Below are 25,913 nucleotides of genomic sequence, written 5' to 3' on the forward strand. Positions count from 1 at the left end.
GAAGAATCTACAGAGAGTTATCTGTTAGGGTCGCTTCGCGATAAGGAGGTGAGTGAAATATTGTCGTTTGGAGCATAGTATCATGGAAAAGATGAAGAAAGTTATCCCAAATCTCTCTGAATTTAAAGAGTATTTGAGAGGTTTAGTTGCAGAAATGGAATATAGCCATAGTAGTTTGACCAATAAAAGGTTAGAACTTTGGTTGTTTAATAAAGTCCATCTTGGCAACGGACAAGTCAGCCTTGGGTTTTATGACGAAAGGTTGTATCAGCTTTGTCAGAGGCTTTATCCAGGCTGTGACATAGGTTTGTTGACTTATCATGGCAAGAAAAGAGGTGGTAGTTGTGGATTGATTGCTGATCATCGCGATCATGGCTATGCACAACCGATCGCAGTTTCCCTAAATATTGGCATTGCAGAGTTTGTCGTTGATGGCAAAAGCTGTGTGTTAGATGACGGTGAAATTGTGAAGTTTAATTGTAAGCAAATCCATTCTGTCCCTCGGATCATGAGTGAGGAAAGATTTAGTTTAGTTTTGTGGCAATTAAATCAAGCTAAAGGTTATCTATCGAAAATGGTTGAGTCGATTGAATGGTAAGATTAAGTTAAATATTTTGGATTCGATCCAAAGTGTTTAACTTAATCTACTAATCGGTCAATAAAAAAACAATGGTGAAGGTAAGCGTTTTGTAGGGCTTCGCCATAAGGAATTGAGTTAGATTTTCTGTACTTTACTTAGAGGTTTATCATGGCTATTCACATATTGACCAAATCTGAAAAAGAAGCATCCAATCTGAGAGATGCTATTCGGATAATGGCTTGGTCACAGTTCAAGGCTGACAATGATACCGATCTCAAAGGTTTAGATTTGTACGAAATTTTCAAAAAGGACTGGGAAACCTATGAGATTCATAAAATGGATCTGGCAGGAATTCGTACATTTGTCGGCAAGTTGGGATACACATCCGACGAATTGATGCAAATTCGATCGGAATATTATGCCAACAAGAAAGAATACAACAACAATAGAACCGATGAATTTTAGTTCTAGCGATCGATAGCAAAGAAAAGCCTCAGTATCTGTAAAGGATATTGGGGCTTTAAAATTAAGAGAAAGAGTAAGTGAAGATTTTTTGTGAGGGCGCTTCGCGATAAGAGAATGAGTTGTAAATTTACAACTCATTAACCCTTATCTAGGTATTTCTCATGGCTAATTTAACTGAGACTTTGGTATCGATCGTAATTGCTGGTGAATTAGCAGCAATTGGATTATTAGCAGGAACCGGATTAATCGGTTATGCAAAAGTTACAGCAGCTCACGTTCAGTTAGTTCAAACAGCAAAGCAAAGCAGATATGATGCAATCGTAAATTATGGCGAAGTTAGAAGTGTAGCCATCTATACGGGTGATAAGCCAGCAATTGCAGAGTGTTTGAGCGGAGTTTGTGGAGCTAAAGTTCCATTACCCAGCGGTTTAAACATCAAATCAACCTTTAGAGGTATTGATGCGAAAGTTGCAGGTAAAGCAGGTAGCAATTTAGCAACCTTGATTAGTTGGAGTAGTGAAACCAATAGCGGAATTGGTGGTAGTTACGGCCAGCATGGAACGATAACCATTAGCCATCCCTGGACTAGAAAGAAATTTTGTTTAGTTAGGGGTGGAGCTAATGGCAATCTCGGTGAAGTTGTAATCAAGCAAGATAAGGAGTGTAAATAGCCATGTTGAATCAGAAAGGAAATCTCTAGCTAATGCTAGAGATTTTTTTTTAGACCTACTTAACTATCATCCATTACCCAAAAATTACTCATCATGAACAAGAAAATCGTTGCTTTAGCAGTTTTGATTCTCGCTGGTTTCGCTTCCTGTCAGCTCATGAAACCAAAAGCAGTTGAAGAAATTCCCGCAGCTCCAGTTGTCAAAGCTTTGCCTCAAGATCCATCACTTCAGGTTTATTTCAATCAGTCTCAGACTTCTAGCTATACTGAGCCATATCGTCAGGTCACTCGATCGGGACATGATTTAGAACAGCTCATGGTCTATTCCATCAACAGCGCTCGTGAAAGTGTCGATGTCGCAGTTCAAGAGTTACGTTTGCCTCGGATAGCGCAAGCTCTAGCGCATCGTCATCGCTCAGGTATTAAAGTTCGCGTCATTATCGAAAATCTCTACAATCGTCCCATCGCTCTTTCTGCCTCACAGATAGCATCATTGCCCAAACGGGAACGCGATCGATATGCCGAACTGGTTAACCTCGCAGATATTGATAAAGATGGTTCGCTGTCAGATGCGGAAATCTCCAGCGGTGATGCTCTTGCGATCGTCCGTGAAGCAGGAATCCCCATGATTGACGATACCGCTGACGGCAGCAAAGGCAGCGGATTGATGCACCACAAGTTCATCATCATTGATGGCAAAACCGTTATCGCCACTTCTGCCAATTTCACTACCAGCGATATTCATGGCGATTTCAAGAGCGCTGAAAGTCGCGGAAATCCCAACAATTTGCTGAAAATGCAAAGTCCAGAGCTAGCCAAAGTTTTCACAGAAGAGTTCAGCCTCATGTGGGGTGACGGCCCCGGTGGGAAACCAGACAGCAAGTTTGGTGTAAAGAAGTCGATTCGCCCGATCGCCAGAGTTCAAGTCGGCGGTGCAACCGTCGCGGTTCAGTTCTCGCCGGCGACAAGCAAAACTCCCTGGCAGCAGACACCGAATGGATTAATCGATCGGACTTTAGCCACCGCATCCAAGTCCGTCAATCTGGCGCTGTTTGTCTTCTCTGCTCAGCAGTTGGCTGACACACTCGAAACCAAATCTCGAACCGGAGTCGGCATCCGAGCTTTGGTTGATTCCAGTTTCGTCTACCGCCCCTACAGCGAGGCGATGGACATGATGGGTGCTAGCCTACTGGACGGTTGCAAATTGGAAGTCGAAAACCGTCCCTGGAGTCAGCCACTGGCGACGGTCGGAATGCCAAAACTTCCCGTAGGCGATCGACTGCACCACAAGTTCGGTGTTGTTGATGGAACCAAAGTCATCACCGGTTCTCACAATTGGAGTGAAGCCGCCAACCGAGCAAATGATGAAACGCTGTTGGTTGTGGAAAGTGCCACGGTCGGCGCTCACTTCGAGCAAGAGTTCGATCGACTCTATCAAGGCGCAATTCTCGGTCTGCCACAGCGCATCAAGCAGAAGATGGATTCTCGCAAATCTGAATGTAAGTAGATAATTCTCCAGCCCTCGCTGGAGATTTTCTGTTACCTAGCGCTTCGCGTTAATGAGTTGATTTCTAACTAAAAACTATGCTGCACCTCAAAAGCTATTTCTCTGTTTCTGAACAACAAGCTTTAGTTGAGCTTATCCGAAATATAGCCAGAGCCAACGGCGGGGTAACAATTTCTGTGATGCCCAGTGGCCAGAAATTCAACTGTAGCCAAACCAGTTGCGGAATAGTTGGTTGGCTATCCGATCGAAATGGCTACCGTTACTCATCCATCAATCCAGTAAATAATCAGCCATTCGCAGCAATGCCAACAGAGTTAATAGACATTGCTCAAAGTTTAGCCAAATTAGTTGGTGAATTTGATTATCAGCCCGAAACTTGCCTAATCAACTTTTACCCAGCCACCGGGAAAAGTAAGTTAGGTTTGCATCAAGATAACACCGAGAGCAACCTCAAACCCTGCATCATTTCGATATCTCTCGGTGATGATTGCAGTTTTGTCATCGGCAGCAACCGCAGTCGGAAAGATCCATTAGAAGGCATCCTCTTACGATCGGGCGATGTCGTTATCTTGCACGGTGACAGCCGTTTAGCCTATCACGGCGTCCAAAGAATTCTTCCCAAAACCTCGGACTTATTGAAGAACCACGGCAGATTAAACTTAACCATTCGCCAAGTTTATTAGCCAAGAAATAACACATAAATAAGTAATGCTTCGCCATGAGTTGTTGATTCTTTTTCAGAGAAACAACTCATGGCAGCAAGCAATATTCCTGCTTTACAACAACGAGTCAATCGAAGTCTTAACCGCGAGACTCAATACAATTTTCATGAACCGTTTGATGTGAAAGAGTACCACACGGCGATGATTACTGGACATCGCTGGTTCGATTACAACATTCCGATCGATAAACTTATCAAAATGGCAGTGAAGCAAGGCGTGACTAAATTCTTGTGTGGTATGGCGCTCGGCACTGACCAAGTTGCAGCAGAGATTTTAGTTCGGCGTAAACTCAAATGGACAGCCGTGATTCCTTGCGCTGATCAACATCTTCTCTGGAAACCTCGTGAGCAAAGTCATTACAAAAAGTTGCTGGAGCAAGCAACTGATCAAGTCTGCCTTTACAAGAATTACAGTCCAGGTGTCATGCAGGCTCGGAATGCTTGGATGGTGAAACGATCGGACATTTGCCTAGCAGTTTTTTCCGGCGATCCTCACGGCGTTGGGGGTGGAACTGCCACAACTTTTGAGATGGCCCGCAATCATAATCTGCTCATTTATCAGTACGTCCCGGCTGAATCTCAGTTCTTAATTGTTGAACCTGCTCACCGTCAGTTACGCCTCTTCTAGCTGTTTTTCCTCACATCCCCCCTTATTAAGGGGGACATCTGACCAACCGCAAACTTAACCAAAAACTCAACCAGAAACTCAAAATGAAGAAAAAAGCAGTTATAGCGCATATTCACAGTCGCATCACCAAACTTGCGAAGGGTGCGATCGAACGCGGAGACATTCTCACTTGCGATCGCATCTCCGACAGCTCTTACTTAATCAAGCGTTCTGTTCCTGATAAAAATGACGGCAAACCACAGACTACCAAATATACTACCGTCGCTGCTGCTAGCCTGCTTTATCTTCTCAATTCCTACGCTTTAGCTAATTCCATAGACACAGAAACAAAAACAAAATAATGCTTCGCTGTAAGGGAGTGTTCTGTTTTTGTTTCTGTGTCTAAATGCAAAACCATTCAGCTACCTTCAGAGCACCGCAAACTTGGTCAGAAGAAGACATCGACTATCTTTTACTAATTGAAAAGATAGTCGATGTTGATGCGATCGTAGAAACGCTTAAATTTCGCTGCATCTGTGACTGTCAGATGGACAACGATTCTGATGTCAAATTAGCGTTTGTGCGTTGGTTTAAAGCCAAAGTCGAACACATGAGCAACGATATTTACAATGTCGTTGAATCTGAAGCTAAAGTTTTCCGAATTAATTTACCTTCGCTCTGACAAACGCTCTGACAAGAAAACCCCGGCGACGCTTCGTGAAGGCTTCGCCGGGGGGTACTGATTTCTCTATCACTCTGTCAAACAATCTATCAAAGGTAAAATATGTCCATCCAATTTTCAACTACTTTAGCACAAACTCTTCAACAATCAGCAATCGATTCTAATCTTGATTGTGAAACTGTTGAGATATTAGTTCCTGAGAAAGCTTATGACCGGATGCTTCTAGAAGCGATCGGCAAACTGATTGATCTGGATCAAATTGTTGAAAGACTTCTGGCTTTGGATTGTCAGCAGTGCAGTTTATTTACACCTGACCAAGTTAAGTTTGCCTTCCTCAAATGGATTGAGAATCATGTTGAGTCGATCGAACTGCAACCTGAATGGTATCTTCACAAGGATTTCAAGCATTTCGATCGACATCTGCCGTTTGACGAACTGCAAGAAGCGGTTGAACAAGAGTTTGATGTTGAAGCCGTTTATGATGAAATCGGCGCTGCTCATGAAGCTGGATTATTCGATAATTCTAGTCTTGAAGATCAGTTTAGTGGTACTGCACAACAAGCAGCAGCAGATGCTTTAACTTGGTAGCTAAATAGTCAACAAAAAAAGCGGTTAGCGTAGGACTAACCGCTTTTGAATTCAGTTTCAGGTATTTTCCACACAACAATTCTATCATGGAACATCTCAAAAGACTTGCCGAAATTCGCAATCAAATTGAAAGATTAAAAGTTGAAGCTGAAGCGATCGAACCTGATGCTATTCTTGAATCTTTCGAGATTATTGAGTCTAACAAAGCTCGCAAAAACGTAGTCTTTAACGATGACAATGCCAAAATCGTTATCCAACTTCGCACTCGCTACGATAACGAAAATCTTAGTGTCGCTCGACTTGATGAGGATATCAGCCGTGAATACGATAATTTATGTCGATCGAATGCAATCCCTCTCGCTAACAGTCAAGCTTACATTAACGATTTGAAGGAAATGCTTGCAGAAGCAGAAACAAAACACGAAGCGCTTCTCAGTTCTGTCTACTTACAAAACTTAGAGAAACAGCGGGCGAGCGCACTTAAGAAAACTGAACATAAAGTGCCAGCATTAGCCGTTTATGTTCACTACTTGAAGCATTAAAATAAACCTAAAGCGATTGTACTCTCTTATTGTGCTTCGCTTTAGGATGTTGATTTCAACAACTATTTTGTACAATGACAATAATCACTGTCAATCAATCCAGTTTTCAGGTAGAGCGATTTCTTCGTTACAAAGAAAATCGAGTCAAAGGACACTTCACCTTAGAAGGTCTAGAATTTCCATCGCTCAATATGGCGATCGTAAAAATCAATAGCCGAATCTTAAAGATTAATTCTGTACTTGGTGTGCTGCCAGTAACAGAAGTCTGGGGATTTGTCATCAATGATTCTGGCGGAACTCTCTCAACTTTCCTCACTGCACAGAGAGAAATTCCCCCGATAGAACCTGAGAAAATCTATGAATTAGACTTTCTCCCGTTTAAGTCTCAGCTAGGGAAAGGCTTCATATTAAACACTTTTCCTCGTAATCCGAGCAATGATCATGAGAAATTCGGACTAGAAACAGCTCAGGATATTCTCAATTCTGCAATAGATTACTGTCGTGATGAAAGATTGAATGAAATCCAATTGAATTAACTTAGTAATTTTGATTGCTGTTAGCCGAGCGATCGCCCACAGCAATCAAAAATTACGGTAAATTTAATAGATAAAGCTAAAGCAATTGTAGTGCTTCGCTTTTAAGTATTGAGTTTATTTTTTACAGAAACTTAACCAGAAACAAAAACAGAAACAGAAACAAATCCCAAAATCAACCAGAAACAAAATCATGAAAAACCCAATCATTGTTGACGGATTCGCTTTTCACATTCCTACAATCCCCAGCCGTTACAGAGCGAACTGTTCCAAAGAATTTTCGGTGATGCTATGACTACTCGCGGTTTGACAGTCAAGCAACGAATCGAGCTTCACATCATTTCAAAGGACGGCTGCTGGATAACTGACTACCATAGTGCAGGCAGCAGACCCAAGATTATCATCAACGGTAAGTCATATCAACTTTCCCGTGCAGCTTATGAAGCTTACAAAGGTGCAATTCCTGAAAAGATGTGCGTTTGTCATACTTGCGACAATGGACTCTGCATCAATCCTGACCATCTTTTCTTAGCTTCTCAGGTTGATAATATAGCCGATCGACAGCAGAAGAACCGTCAAGCAAAAGGCTCGGTTGTAGGTATTTCTAAGCTTATGGAATCTCAAGTTGAAGAAATTCGAGATTTGTTAGCTGAAGGTAAACTTACAACCCGAGAAATTGCTGAAAAGTTTGGGGTTTATTCTTCTGTAATTTCTGCTATTAACACAGGCAAAATCTGGAGTCATGTCGAAGGAATTGGAGCTAAAATAAACACAAGAAGAGTTAACGCAAAGCTTGATGAATCCAAAGTAAAACACATCAAAAAGTTACTTTCTGAAGGAATGAGTGCCAGTAAAATCGGTAAATTATACGGTGTCGGGAAATCGACGATCGCAGCTATTAAGCAAAATAAAACTTGGACTCATGTAAATCCAGAGTGATAGTAATGCTTCGCTGTTAAGTTTTGAGTTCCTTTGATTTTCTTAGTCAAAGGAACTTCAATGAAACAAAACCTGAAACTAAACCACAAACTCAACTAGAAACTAAAACTAAAATGCAAAACCCAATTGTCATAGACGGATTCGCTTTTCGTATTCCCACTATTCCTAGCCGTTACAGAGCAAATTGTTCGCGCGAGTTCGGAATGTTCGTCACTGGCGAAACCAAAGGAATGAACAGCAGTAAAGCAGAGAAAGCAGGACTGACCCGTGGTGAATTTGTTGAGATGGCGATTTGTGCGATCGGACAGAAAACTCTCACTTTCAAACCTCACTACGAAAATGAGCAATTCACCGAAATCTGGGGCATTCCAGTAGGCGGGGGAATCAAGACTCACTTTCATGAAAAATGTTCTGAATTAAGTACCTTTCTCATCCACCGTCAAAGTCAGGACAAAATGAAAGGCTTAGTTGAATGTTTTGGGCGAGAAGCGTTCAATTCTTGGGTTGCTGAAGGTATGCAAGGCGATCACAGTCAATATGCACTCAACAAAGCATCAGATGCTTATTTCGCAAACATTTTCCGATTCGAGATGGTACAAAGTGAAGGCAATTACGGCCCTTACTACTACTTAGCCATCACCACTCGTCCGATCGGAAATCCTTTTGAAGAGGCTGCCGTAAAAGCTGCTCGTATGATTTTTGAAGATGAGAAAAACGGTATCCGTCATTGCAGCGATCCTCGACTGATTGAGAATCAGGCAATGTGTTTGGGTTCTGCTTCTGATTCAGGTTTAGCTCTTGCAGCGGCTAACGGCGCTGAAGTTGTTGAAGCTGAACAACAACCTGTCAAGCAACTCAAAGGCAAATAATTCAACATTCAGGGGAGTAATCCTCTGAATCTCTGTTCAGTTCGATCGTCCTTATTTATGGCGATCGAACTGACTCCACTATTCACTCAATCTCTGTCAAAGAAAGGTAATCTCATGCTCAAAACAATCAAAGTAACTAGCGCAACAGGCAATCAACAACACATTCTCAAACTCTTCAAAGAGTATGTGATAGATTTTCTCAAAAAAGCTGTTGCTGTTGCCGAAGAAAACGGTCAACGGTTTTTACCTCAATTTTACAATTCTGACTGGCAATGGGTAACAGATTCCTCTCCCGCTGAATTACTGGAAACAGTGTCTTGGGCATGGCACAGTCGATGCGCTACGCGCCCGCAAGCTACGAACGGCAACGGAACCGATGGCGATTGCACTATCTACCTCAAGTCCGAACAAGCGATCCGAAGCCACACCACAGAAAGATTGCTTGAAGGTAATGCCGTCTATGACCTGGATATCACTGTAACCAGCTAGTCTCCCATTTCTCTACATATATAGGCGCGCGTTAATTAACACGCGCGCGTGATTACCCCAACATCTAAAACACATGAGTAATATTCAGTGGACTGGCATCACGGCTAATCCCATCCATTTGGTCAAAGCCGATGGCAAACACGGCGGACACTGGTGTCATAAAATCAGTCCAGGATGCCTTCATTGTTATGCCGAAACAATGAATCTAAGCAACTACTTCGTCTTTGCCAGTGGCTTAGCCTACAGCGGGACAGCCCCTGTCAACATGGTTTTCTCCTCAATCATCATGGAGAAACTGGTGAAAATGAAGAAAGGTGAGAGAATTTTCATCTTCTCCATGACTGACTGCTTCGGGCATTGGGTCAGTAATGATATGTTGGATTTAGCTTTTGCTTATATGGTGATAGCGTCCCAGCATACCTTTCAAGTTTTGACAAAAAGACCGGAGCGGATGCCGGACTATTTTCGATCGGCAAAAGAACCCATCAGAAAACACGTTGAGGATTTGAGACGACAACTCAAGCTACCCCCGGCAGAGTTTGTCTGGCCGATTCCGAATCTATGGCTTGGCACGACGATCGAGAACCAAGATTCTACTAAAAGAATCCCTTACCTTTTAGAAACAGAATCAGTAGTTTGGTTTCTGAGCTGTGAGCCTTTATTAGAACGGGTAACGATTAAGAAAGAATGGCTAGATCAAATCGACCAAGTAATTATCGGTGGTGAATCCGGGCCCGGTGCGCGTCCCTGTGACCTCGACTGGATTCGATTCATGATCAACCAATGTCAAAGTGCTGAAGACGTGGCGATATTTGTCAAACAACTTGGCTCAAACCCCATTCTCAGCGCCTGCTATATCGACGGAGTAGCAACTACTTACCAAAAACTGAAGCTTAAAGATAAAAAGGGCGGGACGATCGAAGAATTTCCCGAAGATGTGAGATTTCGTCAGTTTCCTGTTCCGAGACAAATGTTGCCGTCTTCTCTCTCTCTCTAATCCTGCTTGAGAAAAAACCTCTGACAAACTATTCGCATAGGTCAGAGGTTTTTCTTTTAGTTACTACCTATATCAACAAATATGGCACTCACAAAAATCGGCGGACAAAAAATCGCTGCTGCCAAGATTGGAATTTCTGTTGAAGAATATCAGCAAAATGTTAAGTCTGGTCTGAAATGGTGTTTCTCTTGCAAATCCTGGTTAAAGCTGAACTTGTTTAATGACAGCAAAAATGCCCGCGACGGCAAAGACAACCGTTGCAGAAGCTGTCGTAGAGCCTTCGATGCGCTACGTGCCCGCAAGCTACGAAAAAGGTATCAGCCTATTCCGATCGACATACGCAAATCCCGAGGCTTTCCCCCGGTTCCTGGCAGAGATGGCGACAAAACCCAAGCCCGGAACCGCGTAAATTACGCAGTCAGACGTGATAAATTACTCCATGCCCGTAATATCCCGTGCGTGGATTGTGGTCATTTAGGGCCCGATGGCGTACCGCCCCGCAAGCTACGACAGCATGAATATGACCACTACAAGGGGTACGATGCCGTCAACCATTTAGAAGTTGAATGCGTTTGCGTTCCTTGCCATGTCGATCGGGAACGCCAACGGAAACAGGAACGGCAATATCATAATCACACTCGGCGTTCTAATGGTAATGGTTAGTAGAAAATTAGTTGGTTTTGCTTCGCTGTAAAGCTGTGAAATTGTAAGTTTGGAGAATTAATATGCCGATTCACATTCCCAAGAAAAATGAAAAGTTCCCTGAGCCTCAATCTGAGCGTGAACCTAAACCTGAATCTAAACCTGTTGCTAAATTTGATGCAGACTTAGCATTTCAGGAATTAACTGCAAAACTTCGTTGGGAAAAGAAACATATTAAGCCCGTATTGGGTGAACTGTTCCCTTCCTATGACGATCGATGTTATATCTTTCTAACATTTGGATGTGATGAAGGATATGTAGGAGAAGGTTATGGTTTTTACCACTCTCGCATAGAAGAATATGATGAGATTGGTCGGCGTTTGGCTAAACTGTGGTCGATCGAACAAGAAACAGAAGAGAGAAAAGTAAATCACTACAGTCGTGGTGCCAAGTAGCCAAGTAAATAGTAATAGTGCTTCGCTGTAGGGTAGTGACTTTTTGGAACAATAATATGTCACTGCCCTATCTCCTCAAAATCAACAATTCAGGCGATCGAACTGATTCTTATCGGTTCATCGATCCTTCAGCTATTCCCGACGATCGACCAGCTCTGAGATTAGCTAACCGACTACAGTGGGATAGACTCAATATCGCACCAGAGTTAGATAAACTGTTCCGATATTACCGCAACACCTGTTCGATCCTCGATAAAACCCAGGGCTTTGAGGCTGCTAAGTCTCCCGAAACTTACGATGAAATAGGTCAATTGTTAGTCAAGATGTGGTCGATTGATCAACTTACAGAAGTGAAGCTATTGAATTATTACAATCGTGGAGCTTCGCTATAGAGTAGTGTCTTTAAGCTAACCACTGACCCCATGTACACTCAGACTTTAGAACTGTTGGGACAAAACAGCCAGCAACAGTATGAAAAACTAACAGCGAAAGCTTTGTTTGAAACGGAATATATTGAGCCATATTTAGGCTCAATATTATTCCCTTATTACAGTCACTACTGCATCATCTCGGTATTGGGCATCAACTATTCTGATAAACAGTTTGGAATTTTTGATAACGGTTGTCATGCCGATCGGTACGATCGAATTGCCATGCTTCTCAAAAGGATTTAGCAAAGTTGTCAGAAAAAGTGACTGTTACATCGCGCTTGTAACAGTCAATTAGATCAGTAAAAACCAAATCAATTATACCCTAAGTCAATGCAAGTATTTCTCACGGGAACCGAAAGACTTGAGAAAATGAACGCGGAAATGTGGACGCGAATTCATAATATCACAAAGCTAAATGCTACCATCTTAATCGGGAACTATCGGGGTTTCGATCAACTAGCTTTAGCATTCCTAAATGTTCTGGAATATCGCAACGTTAAAGTTTATGAAACAGGAAGCGGTCTAAGTTTCGGTCATCAAATCATTGATGTAGGTCGATATCCACGTCAAGATATTGAAATGAGTCGATCGGCAGATTATATGTTGGCAGTTTATGACGGTCTAAGTTATGGAGTTAAAGCCAACTTGAGACGGATGCCAGCGGAGAGAACTCGAATCATTTACGTTAACATTTGAAGCCAAATCATGAAAGTAAAATCAATCATCTTTGACGAAAACAATCCTAATCGCGATCGCAGCCTGAAAATGTTTGAGAATATCTACAAAGGTTTACTCAAAGAAATTAGGGGCGATCGGGCTTACAAAATGCCTCCGAACTACATCAATTGGCAGACTTTAAGCGGAATTATTTCAGTAGCTTTGTCAAGTTGCACAGTTGAATATTTCAGAGTTGATTTATCTGCATTCATCCATAGCTACCGAACAGCTCTCTGGTTTATCAAAGATGCTCCTATTTATTGCTTGACTGAGCAGCTAATTACAGCATTCGATCAGACAGATGTACTTGCTAAACCTGGTATCCTGAGAGGTTGGCAACCATCCTTACCTAGTTTCCTGCTAGCCATACCCAAAGGCTTAATTCACACGCCCGATGGTGCTGAAGTGGATTATCTGACGGTTTCGTGTAGTGATTGTGATTATCCAAGCTGGAATTATGGCAAGTGGAGTAACATCGAAATTAAACCATTTGCCTTGAAACACGGTCGATATTTTCAGATTTGCACAGTTGATTCTTATGAAACTGTGTGGCCTTCAGGAACTGGTGTTAAAAGTGATGGTACTTTGATTTAGGATGAAAACGCAAACTTCGGTAAACCTACTCTTTCGATCGATGATAAAGTTTTTCTTCAACCCATTCGCAATTTGGTAATTAATATACTCTTGATTTGGGAATTGACACCAGCGTTATTAATGCCTGTAACTGACTCCAAAATAAAAATTAAAAGTAAGAAATTATGCCGAGGGATCGGAGTTTTTTTAATGTCAGATTTCCCCGATGTCTGGGTGAAAACTATCAAACTTTCTCGGTATTATCCGCAGAAAAAGGAACTCATTTGTCTCCGTGTAGCCACTGGAGACAAGGGCATTAGAGGGTGTTAGAATCAGGTCATGGTAAGCGCTGGAGAGATAGTAAACGGCTTTGGATTCAACCTATTTGGGTTCAATTCTAATACCAGTTCATCAGCCTAAAAAGTAAATTACAATAAATAAAATACTTCTGAGGCTGAGCCCATGATTACTCCAGGAACTGCATATAACTGTTTTTCAAAATTTATATTTGATGGTGATACTTTAACCCTAGACTTTCGAGGTGCTGATTTACGAGTTCGACTCCGCTGGATAGATACTCCTGAAGCTCAAAGACCGGGAGTAACTAGCACAGACCCCAGAGTTCTTAAACATTGGGAATGGGCGCAAACGGCAAAAACTGCATTGATGAATATGGTGGCAAATAAACCAATTATTGCCATTCCGATCGAGAAAGACCAGTTCGATCGCTGGATATGCGACTGTTACTTTGACAAAATTTCAGCAGCAACAAATATCCAGATTCTTCAATGCAAGAGCGGAATGGGGGTAAGTTTCCTCCCATATAACCGCTTTGCTTACAACACCAGAGAGTTGACTGTACTCCGAGGAATTATTACTGAAACTGCCAGTGCTAACCGTAAGAAATTAGGTCTTTGGTCAGAGCCTGACCTAATTCTTCCTAACGAGTTCAAAAAATTAACCTTATCCTGAAAAACTATGAACTTAGCTGAACGAATTGTCAGATACATGGAAGCCAAGAAATATAGCTTGGCTCGGAAAGAGGGAGAAAAAAACATTATTTATGTGGAAGGGATGAACCCGGACGGAACCCTTAACGCTGATACTCCCAACCATTTCAACGATGCCCGAATTCTTTTAATATTTCGGGATGGGTTGCCGGTGATCGAAGCTGCTTGGGAAGCGACAACCGAACCAGGCTTCTATTACACCGACAACCCCATGAACCCCAAGGGTGCTGCCAGAATAGCTTTTGGACAGTATCGAGCATGGCAAGTCGGCATCCACGGCTACTCTGAACCGCACGAGTCTCTTATCCAGGTCGGGCTAGTCAAAGTGCATCGCGACTGGAACCGGGACATGATGAGAACCGGTGATTCGATCGATGAGGGTTACTTCGGCATCAATCAACACCACGGTTTCGATCATCCAGTAAATGATATTCATACAGCCGGAGCTGGCTGCTTCGTTGGGAGACTTAGACGGGAGCACTTTGACTTCATGAAGAGGCTTTTGACTGACCCTCGCTATGTTGCTGATCAAGAGTATATTTTTACGACAACTATCATTCCAGGTAATAAACTTTAATTTATGGGGAAATGAAACAAGAAACTTTGGATTATATTGCTGCTTCGATCGGAACTGTTGCTATCATTTCTACCTATATTTTCTGGTTAGCTTCTCGGCAAATTAAAGATAGTTTAGTGCGTAGAATTGATCAGTTTGCCTATGATTTAACTAAAAAACAAGAGAGTGACACGATTACTGCCGGGTACAAAATGCGACGCTGGCAAGATATAAATAGACTTCGAGACATTACTTTGGAATGCAGAATCGAAGCTATTGAACACAAACTACAAATCGCTGCCTGCACTATTATTGAATCGATCGAAAGTCATTTTGACGATGATAAAGACTGATACTTTTAAACTCAATCAAAAACGATGAACTTAAGATTTAGAAAGCCTACTATTGATCAATTAGACCTTATTTCTAGTATTTTAGGAACGATCGCTGGTGTTGCAGAATTACTTGTGGCTACTGGCAAGATTAGTAATGAAGATGGTCAGTTAGTCGCTGGCTTTGCATTAATTGCCTGGGGATTTTTTAGTAATAAAGCACCTCGGACTCCCAAAATTAGACAGCAACAACAGCAACCATATTTACGGTCAGAGCGCCATGAATTATTAGTGAATGAGCTGGGAGAGTAATAGTATCAGTAAAACTCCGATTAATCCGCACAAAATACCGAATAGAAAAATCGTCAACTGATTCATAAATCTCACTCAGAATCTCATAGTAAAATCAACTTAACATGATTTTACTATGAGATTTCTTTTTTTGGTTATGGATTACGGATTACGGATTATTCATCTTTTCCGCGATAACCTTCAGAGTTACTGCTGAACCAGCTACTATACCGAGAATTGCTCCAGCGGTAAAACTATCTACTGGATGTATCAACTTTTGCTCGGCGTACAGTTGAGCTGTTTTTTGTGCATCTTCTGCTAATTCTTTGGCAATATCTGGAACAATTTCGACTGTTGCTAATACAGATGCTGTCAATGTTCCCGCAAAAAATACCGATTCGGTTGCTGTTGGTTTACGCATTTTGTCTCCTAATTCTCTCTTAGTTTTGGTTGACTGATTGTTAAGATTGATTATCGATCGAATAAATGATCGATTTGGCTTAGCTCTTTTCCAAGTAATCCTTGAATTTAGCTATTAGTGAAGGTGTCCCATGTTTCATTACAAGGTATTGAAAACATCTTTTACCTACATCTGAATAACTTTTTGGCTTCCTCCTTCCTTGGGTGAAACCCAAACCGACTTGAATGAGTTTACTTGGACTTGTATATTTATCGGATAATTTCAAAATGCGCTCAAAAAGGGCTGTTTCTGACTCATTTGGCAGTAATCGTGAGAAATCTTCGGCATTCCAGATAACTGGATAATCCTCTCTGGGTAAGGGTTTTGGAGTTATCTCGCTTTTGATAAGGTTATCGGACTTGGATAATTCTTCACCTGAGTTATCTGCCGAATTATCTGGTAAATTATCTGAGTTTTGACCAGCTTGCGAGCGATGTAACTCTATTTTTTGATCGAGTTCTTCAGTGGTTGATTCGGCTAACCAATAATCCCACGATACTGACTGATTTAATGCCCGATTTAGTTTGTCTATATCCGATTCTATTTCAGGTTATGTTTGAAATTCTGTTTGAGATTCTGTTTGAAATTCTGCTTCAGGTTCTGTATTTTGCAAGCTAAGATTTACATTCTGGTCAACTGCTGAATTACTAATAACTTCATTGTCAGGTTCTACACTAAAGCCATTAAATAACTCGTAAACCCATTCAGGACGTATCCAGTTCGGCAGAATAGAAATAGGTAAATCTTTGATGCACTCTCCCTCTTCATCTTTGATACCCGAAATAGTTCCTTTGAAAAGTGGCTGATATTTGCTGTCCGATCGTAATTGAAGTTTGATAACTCCTGAGTTGACAGATTTACTGAAACCGTCACCCCCGCCGAAAGCAGCGTTAGTATCATTGTGAGCAATGAAGATAGGCGCTTCTTTGCCTTTGCGAGGGTCGCCAACAACTTTTCGGGTTAGTTTGCTGGCAGGTTCCACCGTACCTTCTTCAAAGCCATATTGTGTCATTTCATCAAAGATAGAGGTCAGCCAATCATCTTTCAAAGTTCGGACTTTGAATCGATCGTACATAGCGTTAAGTTGTGCGCCAACCTCCTCAAAGTTTTGATTTGCGCCGTAGCCGGGAACGCCTAACTTAACCAGAGTTTTCCAGCATTCATCATAATTTTGGTGAAAGTGAGGGTCAGCGATCGAGATGATTTTGTGACCATACAAATAATGCCGACACAGTGCTAAAAAAGCTCCGAAGTAACTTTTAAAGCTACCCATATCCCCATAAATTAGGAGGGGTTTGTGCATCAGTTGTGCAATCCATCCGCCTTCATGCTCCTCAATCAATTTCAACAGCTTCGATCGGGCAGCAGCTATATACTCCGCTCTCTTCTCTTCTACTGTTTTCTCTCTTGCCACACCGCCCGGAACACTATCAACAACAGAATCAGAAATAGAATCTGTTTCTGTTTCTGATTGAGAATCAAAAACTGTTTTTGTTTCTGGTATTGGGGGCTGTGAAGTTTTGAGAAGATGCTCAAGAATGGTGGGGTGATCGTGAGCCATGACCCGGACATAATTCTGCTGAGTCTCGGCTTTGTAGACCTCAACAGAGGCATTAGCCCGAAGCTTCTCTTTGACCACTACCTCCTCAACTAGAACCTCAGTGAGGGCGGAGTTAACAGCAGCATCAAGAGCTAGTTGTTTCAGTCGCTGCTCAAATTCCCAGAGCTCTTGCCGTTCAAGCTGCTCCTTTTTTTTCTGGCTGTCGTGCCAGCCAAAATATCCGCAGCCGATCGCAGCGATCGAGCTGGCTTGCCGAACTCCCACCCAGCGATCGAACGGAAGCGGCATCAATGCCAAACCGAGACAGCAAAATGCTCCGAAAAATGACCCGACCGTTACCCTGTTACCCATGACTGATGACTCCTATCCTTTACCCAGTCCCCAATACCCAAAATCCAATGCCCGATGCCCGATGCGCGCGATTTCCAATCTGATGCGCGAGATACCCGCGCGATTTCCGATGCCCGATGACTGATGACCAATGACTAATGACTGATGAGTGAGGAGTGATGCCAAGACTTAAATCTCCCTGCTGCTGACTCAAATCAGTACAGCCGTAGCAACAGGGAGGTAAGTATTATTTACTACCAGCACCAATGATCCACATGGCGACGATGATAAAGATTGCGATCGCCAAACCATGCTGCCAGGTCAGGAGATAATACAAATCCCAGAAGCAGAGAATGCCTCCGATCGCCAGTGCTGCACCGCCAGTCCGCCAGAGTCCGACATAAGCGCGATCGGCTGGCGACATGAAAAACAGACTGAGAGAGCCGATGACGATCGCCACGATTCCTAAGAAAATATGTGACGGAAAGAACCGAAACACATTTGCTATGCCGATGCCTATCGCAAAATTCACTACCAAAAAATGCCAGTTGTTGACATTCTTAAGGCGTTTCAGTTCGGCTGAGGGCTTATAAACGATCGACTCTACCTGTGGCTGTTGTTGCACAGCAGGCTTTTGCGGTAGTTGTGGATTTGGTAAAAACATGGTTGGTGCATTTATTGAAGGTTTTGCCGTACATCAAGCAACAATTGGGGCAAATCTCGATATTCTGTATTGCCGAAGTTTCAGCAACTACTAAATGCCCAAAACTATTGGCTAGTTTTATCCCCGGTTCATGGTCATCTGTCGTTACCCAGCCTGTATTTGTCGTAGCAGTAGCGCTTTTAGTGGAATCGATCGAGCTGACCACTTTGAAAACGTAACCTTTAGAAATAATCAACTTTCACCTCTCATGAAATTAGTGAATCTTGAAAAACCACGATTTATCTGCGAAGCAACACCTTTGACTTTGCCTGCCATGTCGCCTGACCAGTTAACAGCCACATTGATTGAATCCTTGGCTCTACCTGTTGCCGATGTTGCCGAGCGTGTTGTGGCTAAACCTGGAGCTGAAATAAATTGAGGTTGATAGTTAGACTGACTAATTTGAACTTGAGAAGAAGTCGAACCGCCGAGAGATGGATGACTCAAGCCATGAGTACCGTATTTCAAGCCGTATGCAGCTTGTTTATAGGTATTATCTTCATTGTCTTTCCACTGTCGTAGTTGTTCGGCAAACTCTGGATTTCCTTGCATTCTTGCAGTGGCTGCATCAACTTCGGCAACTTTCTTGGCGATCGCAGCAATTACCGTGTTGTCCCAGAGAAGATTTTCTTGTACTGTTTCTGCTGCAAATTGTTCTTTACTTTTTGTTAGCCGATAATCTTGCTGCTCAACTGTCGCGCCGTATTTTGCCCGAGCAACCGCTACATCTATCTGAGCTTTCTTGATTTTCTCAGCACCTTTATAGCCAGCTTCCATCAGCCAGCCTTGGAATTCCCGGAAACAGATTTGTGCGTCAATGAGTAGCTTAAATTTCTCTTTGATTTCGGTGATGTGGTCAAGGAACCATTTTGCTTGGATTGCCCGATCGCCGATCGCAGCCCAGCCCTGGGGCGTGAGTTGATTCAAGTTAGCGGTTGTGATGTTGAAAACATCATCCAACATTTGCTCCCCCTCAGCATCAAGAGCGCCACCGACTAAGGTTGTGAGAAGGTAGGTTAATACATCTTGTTCTTGGTCAAGTTGTTGTTGCATTTATTTTCCTAATCTAATTGTGTTGAATCATTAGCAAGATTATCGATCCAGAATTTTGCGTTAACTAAAGCTGTTTCTGTGTTGTGCGAAACTCCTTCTTTGAGACGATCGTAAATACACCAATTCATTTCCTTCTTTGATTCAATCCATTTAAGCTTGATTACCCAGCCTAAATATTCATATTCCTAATCAGAATTCGAGTCAGATTCTACAACGCCTCTTGCTTGGAGATTAAGCAACAGTTTCATAGCTAGGTTACTAACGGTGCGCTCTGACAACAAATTCAACAATTTATCTAACATTATTACTTACCTCATGTAATTCTTCATCGTCATAGTCCATAAACTCGTTAATCCACTGTTTTGCTGCCAACAGGGAGGAAGCGGAGTCATAGGTCATGCCTTGATCAAGAAACCGATACATACCGTCGTAGACATACCAGTTCCATTGTTCGCAAAGCGCGTTCCTCTCCATCAATGTGAAAACATCTCAAACGGATAATCAATCCACAGTGCTCATATTCATCTGATATTGGTGGATCTATCACCCATTCTGTGATTGCACCTTTCAGTTTTAGGTAGATCAACAACTGTTTGGTAAATGATAGGACGATCGAATCAGGGAACAGATTCAGAATTGGTTTGAGATTTTTACGCATTGAATTATTCTGGTAAACCATTTGGTGTTAGGTAAGCTGTGATTTTCACCATTTCTCCCGGTTCGGGTTCTGGCAGTTGGCGCTCTACGTGTTTCATTGCCTGAGTTACGCAAATTTCTGTGTCAGCATAAAGTGTAAAAATCTTGGTCGGGCGACGGCTGCTGTAAACGTAAATATTTCGAGAATGTTGATTGATACCTTGTTGACTTTGAGTTTGAGATTTGCCGAGTAACCAATCAAACATCTATTTCTTCCTCTTCTTCATCTAAAGTATCAATTTCATCACCTAGAAACGCATTCGCCCATTTGAGAGCTAGGGCGATCGCATCATTTTCGGTTGTCGCTGTACCCTTTTTAATAATTTCAGTACCTCGACCATCACAAACGAACCAATACCAGTACCAGTAATTCAACCTTGCACAGGGAACGATTTTGATTTCTAGTCCCATATAACAAAAAGTTTCGGCAACATCGGTTTGATCCGGTGTCCAATGCCTAAGCTCATCTCGTTCATGCAAATTTTCTACGATCGAGCTACCAATCTTTTGAAGAAGCTTGACTGGCACAAAATTCAAAACTTGCTTAAGCATTTTCATCACCTACATTTTGAGGATTCGGATAAGGTACTTTGCCGTCAAGAAATTCAACTGTCCAACTTTGAGCTAAAGCTATAGCATCATCTCTCGTATTTCCGACACCAGTTTTCAACACTACTTGCCCAAAACCGTCATAAACTAGCCAATCCCAGTAATTGAGTTCTTCTCCCAAAAATGTTGAATATGCAGAGAAAGTCTTAACTTCAATTTGTAACCCTGCATAGAAATAGCAACCTGGGAGTAAATGTTGAGCATCATGATTGAAGTTTTGGAAGATTTTATTACTCAGCTCTCTCGAAAACTGAGTAACTTTTTTCTGAGAAGCCAACAGACTTGGAAATAATTGCAGCAATTGTTTGAACATATTATCTAAAAACCAGAGAGGAAAGGAGCATCAAAATTAAAACGGCAATAGCTAAGTAAGCCAAGTTGACAAGCCAACAGAGAAGAAATAACGTGATTTGCATCAAAATAATTCCTACATAGTTGACTTCAAACCATTCTGTCCTACCATCTAATCCTGGAGTTCGGTGAACATTGCAACCCTTAAAGATTTTGTGCATCGTTTTTTCTGTCAGTCTCATGTTCATCGTGAAGACGATCGCCCTAATTTCTAAGTTGGCTTCGTACTCTTTTGACAGGAAATATCGGCGTGTTTTTGGTGTCTCACTCAAACCAACTTTACAAAGGTCGCCGTCTTGAAAAATGTAATTAAACCCAGGGACATATTCACTCTTTCTCTTAGGTTTTGGCTTCTTAGGTTGCCGTTGGTGTTTAAGTATTAGACTCGCTTTAGCGTTTTTGTGTCGCATTCAATTCTTTCCTTAAAAGTTCGAGTGAATGAGACAAAAGCGCGACTCTTTATGCACGACATAATGCTTTATGTCGTGCATAAAGAGTCCGTAGTGTTTGACTAGCATTAAACCGCGTCTCAAAATCACTGGATTTCAAATCTTCTTCAAATTTGGCGATCGTAATTTTATTCTGTTCGGTTTCGGCTTCAATTTCATCAAGTGACATCTCGATCGGTCTTTTGACCTTAGACATCAAAACCACTTGTCGTGCTGCCAGTTTTTCATTACGTTTCGAGATATGCAAAAGTTCTTGACTTAACTTCAAAGAAACCTTTTTATCAGTGACCTGTTCGATTTGAACTTTCAGATTATTTTGGAGCAATTCGTTTGCATCGCGCTCAGTTTGAAGCTCCTCATAGGTCATGCTTGTCAGTTTTTTTACCATGAGAATTAGCTCCTAACTACTCGACTGTTTGACGGTTATTGTTGCTGCCAATGCCCACGGACGGAGCAATTTGATAAACTGTGGTGTTGTTGACTGTTTGACTGCCCTGTACGATCGTCGGTTTCGCTTGTTTGAGGGCTTCTTGATACCCGGTTTGATAGCAGAGTGCACCGAAACCAACTACCAATGCTGGGATAGCTCTACTCATCCAAGGAGCGCCCGGTTCGGTCTTAGTTGTGAATGTTGAATCTGTCGAAAATTGGTCATTCATGGTTAATAATCCTTGCTGTGGTTAACAATCGTTGCGATCGTATTACTTGCGCCATCGGTTGAGAGTCTTACCCAACCTTCATCAGCCATATCTTGAACATCAATTTCTACTCGCCATTCTTCGATAAAAGTACAGAAAGCAATTTCGGCTGTACTACCTTTCCCAAACTCCTTCAGAAAATCGAGAATGGCTTGTATTTCAGGCGTTATTTCCACCCCTTATAATCCTTAAGCTTTTTGTATCGAAATTGAATGTTTTGAACTTTCTTGCCTTGCTTATTTCGCCACAGATTGACGATATTGAGTAGAAGAATCAGGAGACTGATTAGAATTACGGTTGTCAGGAGTATTAACTCGATTTGGTTATGGTTCCCAACAATCACCCATGAGATAATTGTCGTCCTCAGATGCGAATGTGCATTCATAATTTTGCTGTTCAGTCTCGAAACGGTAACAAACTCCAGGATAGGGACATTCCCGACCGCCGACACAGTTAGGAGGTATTTTTCGATGTTCTGGTTGGCAGAGTTGCAGATTGTCGTCAACTGGTTCAAGAAGTCGAGTGCGATCGCCTAATGGAGACAAATCTAAGTCAATCACTCGGCACAGTTCCAAGCATTTTTTTTCAGCACTGTAGACATAAACTTTCTGATTTGGATGCCAATCATAAACTTTGTCAGAGGTTATAGGAATCATTTAGCAAACTCCTGTCATCCAAACTGAAGGGGCTGAAATTGGATAGGGATTACTACCAGAAGGTCTGAAAATCGACACTAGCCACTGAATCATTGTTTTTTCCTCTTTCTGTCTTTTTGAACAATCACAGTGTGAATCGCAGCAGTGTGAATTAGAGAGCAAACTCGAATAGACAACCAAGGCAATGAGTAACTTTTCTCGGTGAGCTATTCGAGCTTGCTCTTCTAGAATTAGCCGCTCGCTGTAAGCTTCAGCTAGTTCTATGCAGGATTCGATTAGCCCCAAAGTCCAGTTATCTGTTTCGGTTGCTGTTTTTTTCCCGGTAAACTTCCACCACGGAGATCTAAAGGAGTCGATCGAATAGATTCAGTGATTGAACCAAAATTCGCTCGAACTTTAGTTGCTCTATCTTGAAGTTTGTCCACTACATTTGCACCCAGGGCAATGCAAAAGGTATCAACTATTTGTTCGGATGCTGCCTCAGCAACATCCGTCATTGCTAAGCTGGCTTCTTGAGTGACCGATCGGATAGCAAGTACCATTCCATTGGTTTCTTCTTGACCGTCGCGGTGTTCGCTATGGTCGATCACACTTTCATCAATTTGATCATTCTGATATTCACTGCTGCCAGTTCGGTTGCTGGCAATTTGTAGCAATGCTTCCGACGGGATAATCATTTCTTCGCGAACAAGTCGGTAATATTCAGTCACTTCGAGAGCATCAGCCTCTAAAACCTGAGAGTTCTGCCAATCTTTCTGACCCAGGGCTTTACGGACATTGGTGATGTCGCTAACTTTGCCCAGGCCGAGTTGAGCTTTGAGTTCGATTCTTGAAATACTCATCTGTGTTGATTCCTATGTTTTGTAAGTAATTGCGGGTTTTGTCGATATCTCGATCGCAAAAGAGGAAGATTTCCTCTAGCTGAACCAGACACCATTTTGAGAAATCCGAGAATTTGCGACTATAGAGCGAGCGGTCAATTTCTGGGCATTCTTCCTCAAGCAGTACCAATCTTCGTTTAAAAGTTGCTTCTGCCATTGGCTTATTAGTTTTGTTGGAAATCTTGCCCAGTTCTGCCCTTAACTCCGATCGCGTCCAGAAATTGCGCCTACCCGATTCTTCCGTAACTTGCGCTGTTATTGTCTTTCGGCGTTTCATGTCTTTGTATGAGCTACTTTAGGGATAGCTGGCGCTGTCTTTCAAGTAGCTCACAGGCCCTTAAAAAAATTATCGATCGTCCCGTGGGCTTCCTTTTTCAGTGCCTGGTTCTTCGCCTAGTTCTTCAGCTTTGGGTTTGGGGTAAGTTTTCGTTGCGTCCCAGTACCCGAAAGCTCGTCTCTGATTCCATACCTTCTCGGCTGCTTCCTGAGCCGTTTTTCCGAAACCTTTCACAAAGCAGTTGGGGTTGAACGAACGTTCAACCACAACTAGATGCTGTGGCTGTAGTAACATAATGCTGTCTCCTAGTGCCGTGTGGCGGCATTGGTGGAAAGTCTGGTGAGCGTGCTTCAACACGTTTACCAGGCGTTTTTGCACTGTAACATCCAAATGATGTTATGTCAAGAGAATTTAAAACTTTAATCTAAGATTTGTTGCGCTCATAGAATATGCTAAAAAAATGAGCACAGAAAAGATTAAAGGAAAAAGTAGGGATTCTCGTGATCGACTTACATTTGATGTAGGCGAACTGCGTGATCGGCTTAGAGCTCAGGCGATCGAACCGAATCAGTCGCTAGCATCGATCGTGAGGATGGCCCTGATCGAATGGCTTGAGCAGCGAGAAGCCCTCGAGGATAAAAAATCTTCCGAAGAAGAACACAGGAGAAAAGGAGTCAGGAGGGAAGAAAGCTCTTCTCCTGACTCCTGACTCCTTAACTCCTTCCCAAGAAAATTCTTAAAAAAACGATTAAATTGATATATCAGTTATTGATAATCCTTAAAAGCTATACATAATAACTATTACAACAATTTTAACTCCACTTTGGGGTAGTAGGGGTCGTGGGTTCAAATCCCGCCGCTCCGATAGATGGAATCCTTATTTTATAAGGATTCCATTATTTTTGCCGAAAATTTGGGTCTAAAGCCTCGTCCTTCGCTTGAGGGCTTTTTCTTGATATTAAGGCTTCTAATGAGTTCCCTTAGAGCATCGGATTTCGAGCTCCCTGGTGATTCGCAGTAAGATTCTAGCTTCTCAAACTCTTCATCAGTCAGCCTAAAAAATCCGCTCTTTTTTATGGCAAAGTATTGTAAAACTTCATTAAAGTTATAAGCATTAGTAAGCAATGATGGTAATATGTAGTCAGGAGGTCAAAATGAAACTACCTGACTACGCCAAAGCAATAGGCATAAGTTACACAACTGCGTGGCGGTGGTGGAAAGCGAATAAACTACCACATCCGGCACGACAAACAGAAAGCGGTCTAATCATCGTTGACTACGTGCCACAAGCGTCATCCACCGAAGTCAAGAAGAATCGAGTCGCCCTGTACAGTAGAGTCTCTTCCTCCGAAAACAAAGAAAACCTTAACCGCCAATCGGAGCGGTTGGCTGAATACGCCATTGCTAATGGCTATCAAATCGTTAGAAACGTAAAAGAAATAGGCAGCGGATTGGATGACCACAGAAAGCAGTTGGAAACACTACTACAACAAGATGGTTACGACATTCTGCTAGTGGAACATAAAGACCGATTGGCTCGATTTGGTACGAATTATTTAGGCGTATTGCTTCTTCGGTCAGGAGTTAAACTAGAAATAGTTAATCTTGCAGAGAACGGAAAAGATGAGTTAATGCAAGACTTGGTAGCGATAATTACAAGCTTTGCTGCACGACTTTATGGACAGCGCCGTGCTAGCAGAAAGACGGAAAAAATAATTGCTGAATTGAGAGATGGAGGCACTGAATGCAGCTAACCGAAAGGCACATACAGCGGATTCCAGGTTTATGAAGTACAGTAGCAGCAGCAGCTTGTAAACCAGTTTTTAAAGTGCTGTGGATTAACCCGCGTCAAGCGCCGTAGCTAGTAAAACATCAACCATCTTGGTAGTAGTGGGCGAAAACTTACGTAAAAAAGCTTTGAGTTGTGACCACCATAATTCGATTGGATTAAAGTCAGGAGAATAGGGTGATAAATTCATAACACTTGCACCAG

The 25,913-nt window shown here is 42.2% G+C and carries 45 protein-coding genes; 28 read left to right on the forward strand and 17 right to left on the reverse strand.

The window, feature by feature from the left end; genetic code table 11:
* Positions 1–82: 82 nt before the first annotated feature.
* From QT990_RS21285 to QT990_RS21405, 25 genes are all read left to right on the forward strand, one after another.
* Positions 83–598, forward strand: a complete 516-nt coding sequence (locus tag QT990_RS21285; protein WP_333142269.1) for a hypothetical protein — start codon at positions 83–85, stop codon at positions 596–598.
* 150 nt (positions 599–748) lie between these two features.
* A complete protein-coding gene (locus QT990_RS21290; protein ID WP_333142268.1) occupies positions 749–1,045 on the forward strand; it encodes a hypothetical protein in 297 nt (98 codons plus the stop codon).
* Between the two features lie 161 nt (positions 1,046–1,206).
* On the forward strand, positions 1,207–1,716 hold the full coding sequence (locus QT990_RS21295) for a hypothetical protein (RefSeq protein ID WP_333142267.1): 510 nt from the start codon (positions 1,207–1,209) through the stop codon (positions 1,714–1,716).
* 93 nt (positions 1,717–1,809) lie between these two features.
* Positions 1,810–3,222, forward strand: coding sequence for a phospholipase D-like domain-containing protein (locus tag QT990_RS21300; RefSeq protein ID WP_333142266.1), 1,413 nt, complete (start codon positions 1,810–1,812; stop codon positions 3,220–3,222).
* A 77-nt stretch (positions 3,223–3,299) separates the two neighbouring features.
* Complete coding sequence (locus QT990_RS21305; protein WP_333142265.1) at positions 3,300–3,905, forward strand: alpha-ketoglutarate-dependent dioxygenase AlkB; 606 nt, start codon at positions 3,300–3,302, stop codon at positions 3,903–3,905.
* A gap of 69 nt (positions 3,906–3,974) precedes the next feature.
* Positions 3,975–4,571 (forward strand): SLOG family protein, encoded by a 597-nt coding sequence (locus QT990_RS21310; protein WP_333142264.1) that lies wholly within the window; start codon positions 3,975–3,977, stop codon positions 4,569–4,571.
* An 83-nt stretch (positions 4,572–4,654) separates the two neighbouring features.
* Positions 4,655–4,912, forward strand: coding sequence for a hypothetical protein (locus tag QT990_RS21315; protein WP_333107496.1), 258 nt, complete (start codon positions 4,655–4,657; stop codon positions 4,910–4,912).
* 44 nt (positions 4,913–4,956) lie between these two features.
* On the forward strand, positions 4,957–5,232 hold the full coding sequence (locus QT990_RS21320; protein ID WP_333142263.1) for a hypothetical protein: 276 nt from the start codon (positions 4,957–4,959) through the stop codon (positions 5,230–5,232).
* A gap of 102 nt (positions 5,233–5,334) precedes the next feature.
* A complete protein-coding gene (locus tag QT990_RS21325; protein ID WP_333142262.1) occupies positions 5,335–5,820 on the forward strand; it encodes a hypothetical protein in 486 nt (161 codons plus the stop codon).
* An 86-nt stretch (positions 5,821–5,906) separates the two neighbouring features.
* On the forward strand, positions 5,907–6,362 hold the full coding sequence (locus QT990_RS21330) for a hypothetical protein (RefSeq protein WP_333142261.1): 456 nt from the start codon (positions 5,907–5,909) through the stop codon (positions 6,360–6,362).
* 74 nt (positions 6,363–6,436) lie between these two features.
* A complete protein-coding gene (locus QT990_RS21335) occupies positions 6,437–6,898 on the forward strand; it encodes a hypothetical protein (protein ID WP_333142260.1) in 462 nt (153 codons plus the stop codon).
* Between the two features lie 288 nt (positions 6,899–7,186).
* Complete coding sequence (locus QT990_RS21340) at positions 7,187–7,834, forward strand: HNH endonuclease (protein WP_333142259.1); 648 nt, start codon at positions 7,187–7,189, stop codon at positions 7,832–7,834.
* 113 nt (positions 7,835–7,947) lie between these two features.
* Positions 7,948–8,703 carry a hypothetical protein gene (locus QT990_RS21345; RefSeq protein ID WP_333142258.1) on the forward strand — a complete coding sequence of 252 codons (756 nt, stop codon included), beginning with the start codon at positions 7,948–7,950 and terminating at the stop codon, positions 8,701–8,703.
* Between the two features lie 114 nt (positions 8,704–8,817).
* Positions 8,818–9,192, forward strand: a complete 375-nt coding sequence (locus QT990_RS21350) for a hypothetical protein (RefSeq protein ID WP_333142257.1) — start codon at positions 8,818–8,820, stop codon at positions 9,190–9,192.
* A gap of 73 nt (positions 9,193–9,265) precedes the next feature.
* Positions 9,266–10,189 carry a DUF5131 family protein gene (locus tag QT990_RS21355; RefSeq protein ID WP_333142256.1) on the forward strand — a complete coding sequence of 308 codons (924 nt, stop codon included), beginning with the start codon at positions 9,266–9,268 and terminating at the stop codon, positions 10,187–10,189.
* Positions 10,190–10,270: 81 nt separating this feature from the next.
* Entirely contained in the window at positions 10,271–10,852 is a 582-nt protein-coding gene (locus QT990_RS21360) for a hypothetical protein (RefSeq protein WP_333142255.1), read from the forward strand.
* 62 nt (positions 10,853–10,914) lie between these two features.
* The gene (locus tag QT990_RS21365) at positions 10,915–11,286 is read left to right on the forward strand and encodes a hypothetical protein (RefSeq protein WP_333142254.1); all 372 of its coding nucleotides are present in this window, start codon (positions 10,915–10,917) and stop codon (positions 11,284–11,286) included.
* Positions 11,287–11,342: 56 nt separating this feature from the next.
* Positions 11,343–11,678, forward strand: a complete 336-nt coding sequence (locus QT990_RS21370; RefSeq protein ID WP_333142253.1) for a hypothetical protein — start codon at positions 11,343–11,345, stop codon at positions 11,676–11,678.
* A 30-nt stretch (positions 11,679–11,708) separates the two neighbouring features.
* Positions 11,709–11,960 carry a hypothetical protein gene (locus QT990_RS21375; RefSeq protein WP_333142252.1) on the forward strand — a complete coding sequence of 84 codons (252 nt, stop codon included), beginning with the start codon at positions 11,709–11,711 and terminating at the stop codon, positions 11,958–11,960.
* Positions 11,961–12,047: 87 nt separating this feature from the next.
* Positions 12,048–12,413: a hypothetical protein gene (locus QT990_RS21380; protein ID WP_333142251.1), complete on the forward strand. Its 366-nt coding sequence runs from the start codon at positions 12,048–12,050 to the stop codon at positions 12,411–12,413.
* 9 nt (positions 12,414–12,422) lie between these two features.
* Complete coding sequence (locus QT990_RS21385) at positions 12,423–13,028, forward strand: hypothetical protein (protein ID WP_333142250.1); 606 nt, start codon at positions 12,423–12,425, stop codon at positions 13,026–13,028.
* 441 nt (positions 13,029–13,469) lie between these two features.
* Positions 13,470–13,979, forward strand: coding sequence for a thermonuclease family protein (locus tag QT990_RS21390; protein ID WP_333142249.1), 510 nt, complete (start codon positions 13,470–13,472; stop codon positions 13,977–13,979).
* Between the two features lie 6 nt (positions 13,980–13,985).
* Positions 13,986–14,594 carry a hypothetical protein gene (locus tag QT990_RS21395; RefSeq protein WP_333142248.1) on the forward strand — a complete coding sequence of 203 codons (609 nt, stop codon included), beginning with the start codon at positions 13,986–13,988 and terminating at the stop codon, positions 14,592–14,594.
* Positions 14,595–14,605: 11 nt separating this feature from the next.
* Positions 14,606–14,926, forward strand: coding sequence for a hypothetical protein (locus QT990_RS21400; RefSeq protein ID WP_333142247.1), 321 nt, complete (start codon positions 14,606–14,608; stop codon positions 14,924–14,926).
* A gap of 24 nt (positions 14,927–14,950) precedes the next feature.
* A complete protein-coding gene (locus tag QT990_RS21405; protein WP_333142246.1) occupies positions 14,951–15,217 on the forward strand; it encodes a hypothetical protein in 267 nt (88 codons plus the stop codon).
* A gap of 148 nt (positions 15,218–15,365) precedes the next feature.
* Here QT990_RS21405 and QT990_RS21410 read toward each other — a convergent pair whose 3' ends face one another.
* The 3 genes from QT990_RS21410 to QT990_RS21420 all read right to left on the reverse strand — a co-directional run bounded on the left by QT990_RS21410 (position 15,366) and on the right by QT990_RS21420 (position 18,172).
* Positions 15,366–15,617, reverse strand: coding sequence for a hypothetical protein (locus QT990_RS21410; RefSeq protein ID WP_333142245.1), 252 nt, complete (start codon positions 15,615–15,617; stop codon positions 15,366–15,368).
* 589 nt (positions 15,618–16,206) lie between these two features.
* Complete coding sequence (locus tag QT990_RS21415; protein ID WP_333465722.1) at positions 16,207–17,568, reverse strand: hypothetical protein; 1,362 nt, start codon at positions 17,566–17,568, stop codon at positions 16,207–16,209.
* Positions 17,569–17,794: 226 nt separating this feature from the next.
* Positions 17,795–18,172 carry a hypothetical protein gene (locus QT990_RS21420; RefSeq protein WP_333142243.1) on the reverse strand — a complete coding sequence of 126 codons (378 nt, stop codon included), beginning with the start codon at positions 18,170–18,172 and terminating at the stop codon, positions 17,795–17,797.
* On the opposite strand from QT990_RS21420, the gene QT990_RS21425 reads away from it, so the two are divergent.
* Entirely contained in the window at positions 18,157–18,429 is a 273-nt protein-coding gene (locus tag QT990_RS21425) for a hypothetical protein (protein ID WP_333300439.1), read from the forward strand. The genes QT990_RS21420 and QT990_RS21425 overlap by 16 nt on opposite strands.
* A 13-nt stretch (positions 18,430–18,442) precedes the next feature.
* Here QT990_RS21425 and QT990_RS21430 read toward each other — a convergent pair whose 3' ends face one another.
* From QT990_RS21430 to QT990_RS21490, 13 genes are all read right to left on the reverse strand, one after another.
* Positions 18,443–19,303 (reverse strand): hypothetical protein, encoded by an 861-nt coding sequence (locus QT990_RS21430; RefSeq protein WP_333142241.1) that lies wholly within the window; start codon positions 19,301–19,303, stop codon positions 18,443–18,445.
* A 406-nt stretch (positions 19,304–19,709) separates the two neighbouring features.
* Positions 19,710–19,961: a hypothetical protein gene (locus QT990_RS21435; protein WP_333142240.1), complete on the reverse strand. Its 252-nt coding sequence runs from the start codon at positions 19,959–19,961 to the stop codon at positions 19,710–19,712.
* Between the two features lie 4 nt (positions 19,962–19,965).
* Complete coding sequence (locus QT990_RS21440; protein ID WP_333142239.1) at positions 19,966–20,205, reverse strand: hypothetical protein; 240 nt, start codon at positions 20,203–20,205, stop codon at positions 19,966–19,968.
* Positions 20,198–20,551, reverse strand: a complete 354-nt coding sequence (locus QT990_RS21445) for a hypothetical protein (protein WP_333142238.1) — start codon at positions 20,549–20,551, stop codon at positions 20,198–20,200. The genes QT990_RS21440 and QT990_RS21445 overlap by 8 nt, the downstream gene beginning before the upstream one ends.
* Positions 20,544–20,921, reverse strand: a complete 378-nt coding sequence (locus tag QT990_RS21450) for a hypothetical protein (protein WP_333142237.1) — start codon at positions 20,919–20,921, stop codon at positions 20,544–20,546. Before QT990_RS21450 ends, QT990_RS21445 begins: the two co-directional genes overlap by 8 nt.
* A 1-nt stretch (position 20,922) precedes the next feature.
* Positions 20,923–21,369, reverse strand: coding sequence for a GIY-YIG nuclease family protein (locus tag QT990_RS21455; protein WP_333142236.1), 447 nt, complete (start codon positions 21,367–21,369; stop codon positions 20,923–20,925).
* 49 nt (positions 21,370–21,418) lie between these two features.
* The gene (locus QT990_RS21460) at positions 21,419–21,796 is read right to left on the reverse strand and encodes a hypothetical protein (protein WP_333142235.1); all 378 of its coding nucleotides are present in this window, start codon (positions 21,794–21,796) and stop codon (positions 21,419–21,421) included.
* Positions 21,797–21,812: 16 nt separating this feature from the next.
* Positions 21,813–22,067, reverse strand: a complete 255-nt coding sequence (locus tag QT990_RS21465; protein WP_333142234.1) for a hypothetical protein — start codon at positions 22,065–22,067, stop codon at positions 21,813–21,815.
* Positions 22,068–22,069: 2 nt separating this feature from the next.
* Positions 22,070–22,282 (reverse strand): hypothetical protein, encoded by a 213-nt coding sequence (locus QT990_RS21470; protein WP_333142233.1) that lies wholly within the window; start codon positions 22,280–22,282, stop codon positions 22,070–22,072.
* A 147-nt stretch (positions 22,283–22,429) separates the two neighbouring features.
* A complete protein-coding gene (locus QT990_RS21475; protein ID WP_333142232.1) occupies positions 22,430–22,762 on the reverse strand; it encodes a hypothetical protein in 333 nt (110 codons plus the stop codon).
* 275 nt (positions 22,763–23,037) lie between these two features.
* Positions 23,038–23,604, reverse strand: a complete 567-nt coding sequence (locus tag QT990_RS21480; protein WP_333142231.1) for a hypothetical protein — start codon at positions 23,602–23,604, stop codon at positions 23,038–23,040.
* Positions 23,552–23,920 carry a hypothetical protein gene (locus QT990_RS21485; RefSeq protein WP_333142230.1) on the reverse strand — a complete coding sequence of 123 codons (369 nt, stop codon included), beginning with the start codon at positions 23,918–23,920 and terminating at the stop codon, positions 23,552–23,554. Before QT990_RS21485 ends, QT990_RS21480 begins: the two co-directional genes overlap by 53 nt.
* Positions 23,921–23,989: 69 nt before the next feature.
* Complete coding sequence (locus QT990_RS21490; protein WP_333142229.1) at positions 23,990–24,214, reverse strand: hypothetical protein; 225 nt, start codon at positions 24,212–24,214, stop codon at positions 23,990–23,992.
* Between the two features lie 166 nt (positions 24,215–24,380).
* On the opposite strand from QT990_RS21490, the gene QT990_RS21495 reads away from it, so the two are divergent.
* Positions 24,381–24,629: a hypothetical protein gene (locus tag QT990_RS21495; RefSeq protein WP_333142228.1), complete on the forward strand. Its 249-nt coding sequence runs from the start codon at positions 24,381–24,383 to the stop codon at positions 24,627–24,629.
* Positions 24,630–25,074: 445 nt separating this feature from the next.
* Positions 25,075–25,674, forward strand: coding sequence for an IS607 family transposase (locus QT990_RS21500; protein ID WP_333106769.1), 600 nt, complete (start codon positions 25,075–25,077; stop codon positions 25,672–25,674).
* Between the two features lie 84 nt (positions 25,675–25,758).
* Here the strand turns inward: QT990_RS21500 and QT990_RS35830 are convergent, their stop codons facing one another.
* Entirely contained in the window at positions 25,759–25,899 is a 141-nt protein-coding gene (locus QT990_RS35830) for a hypothetical protein (RefSeq protein ID WP_445252115.1), read from the reverse strand.
* Between the last annotated feature and the right edge of the window lie 14 nt (positions 25,900–25,913).

It is taken from the genome of Microcoleus sp. T3_B1, assembly GCF_036700445.1.
GTDB lineage: Bacteria > Cyanobacteriota > Cyanobacteriia > Cyanobacteriales > Microcoleaceae > Microcoleus.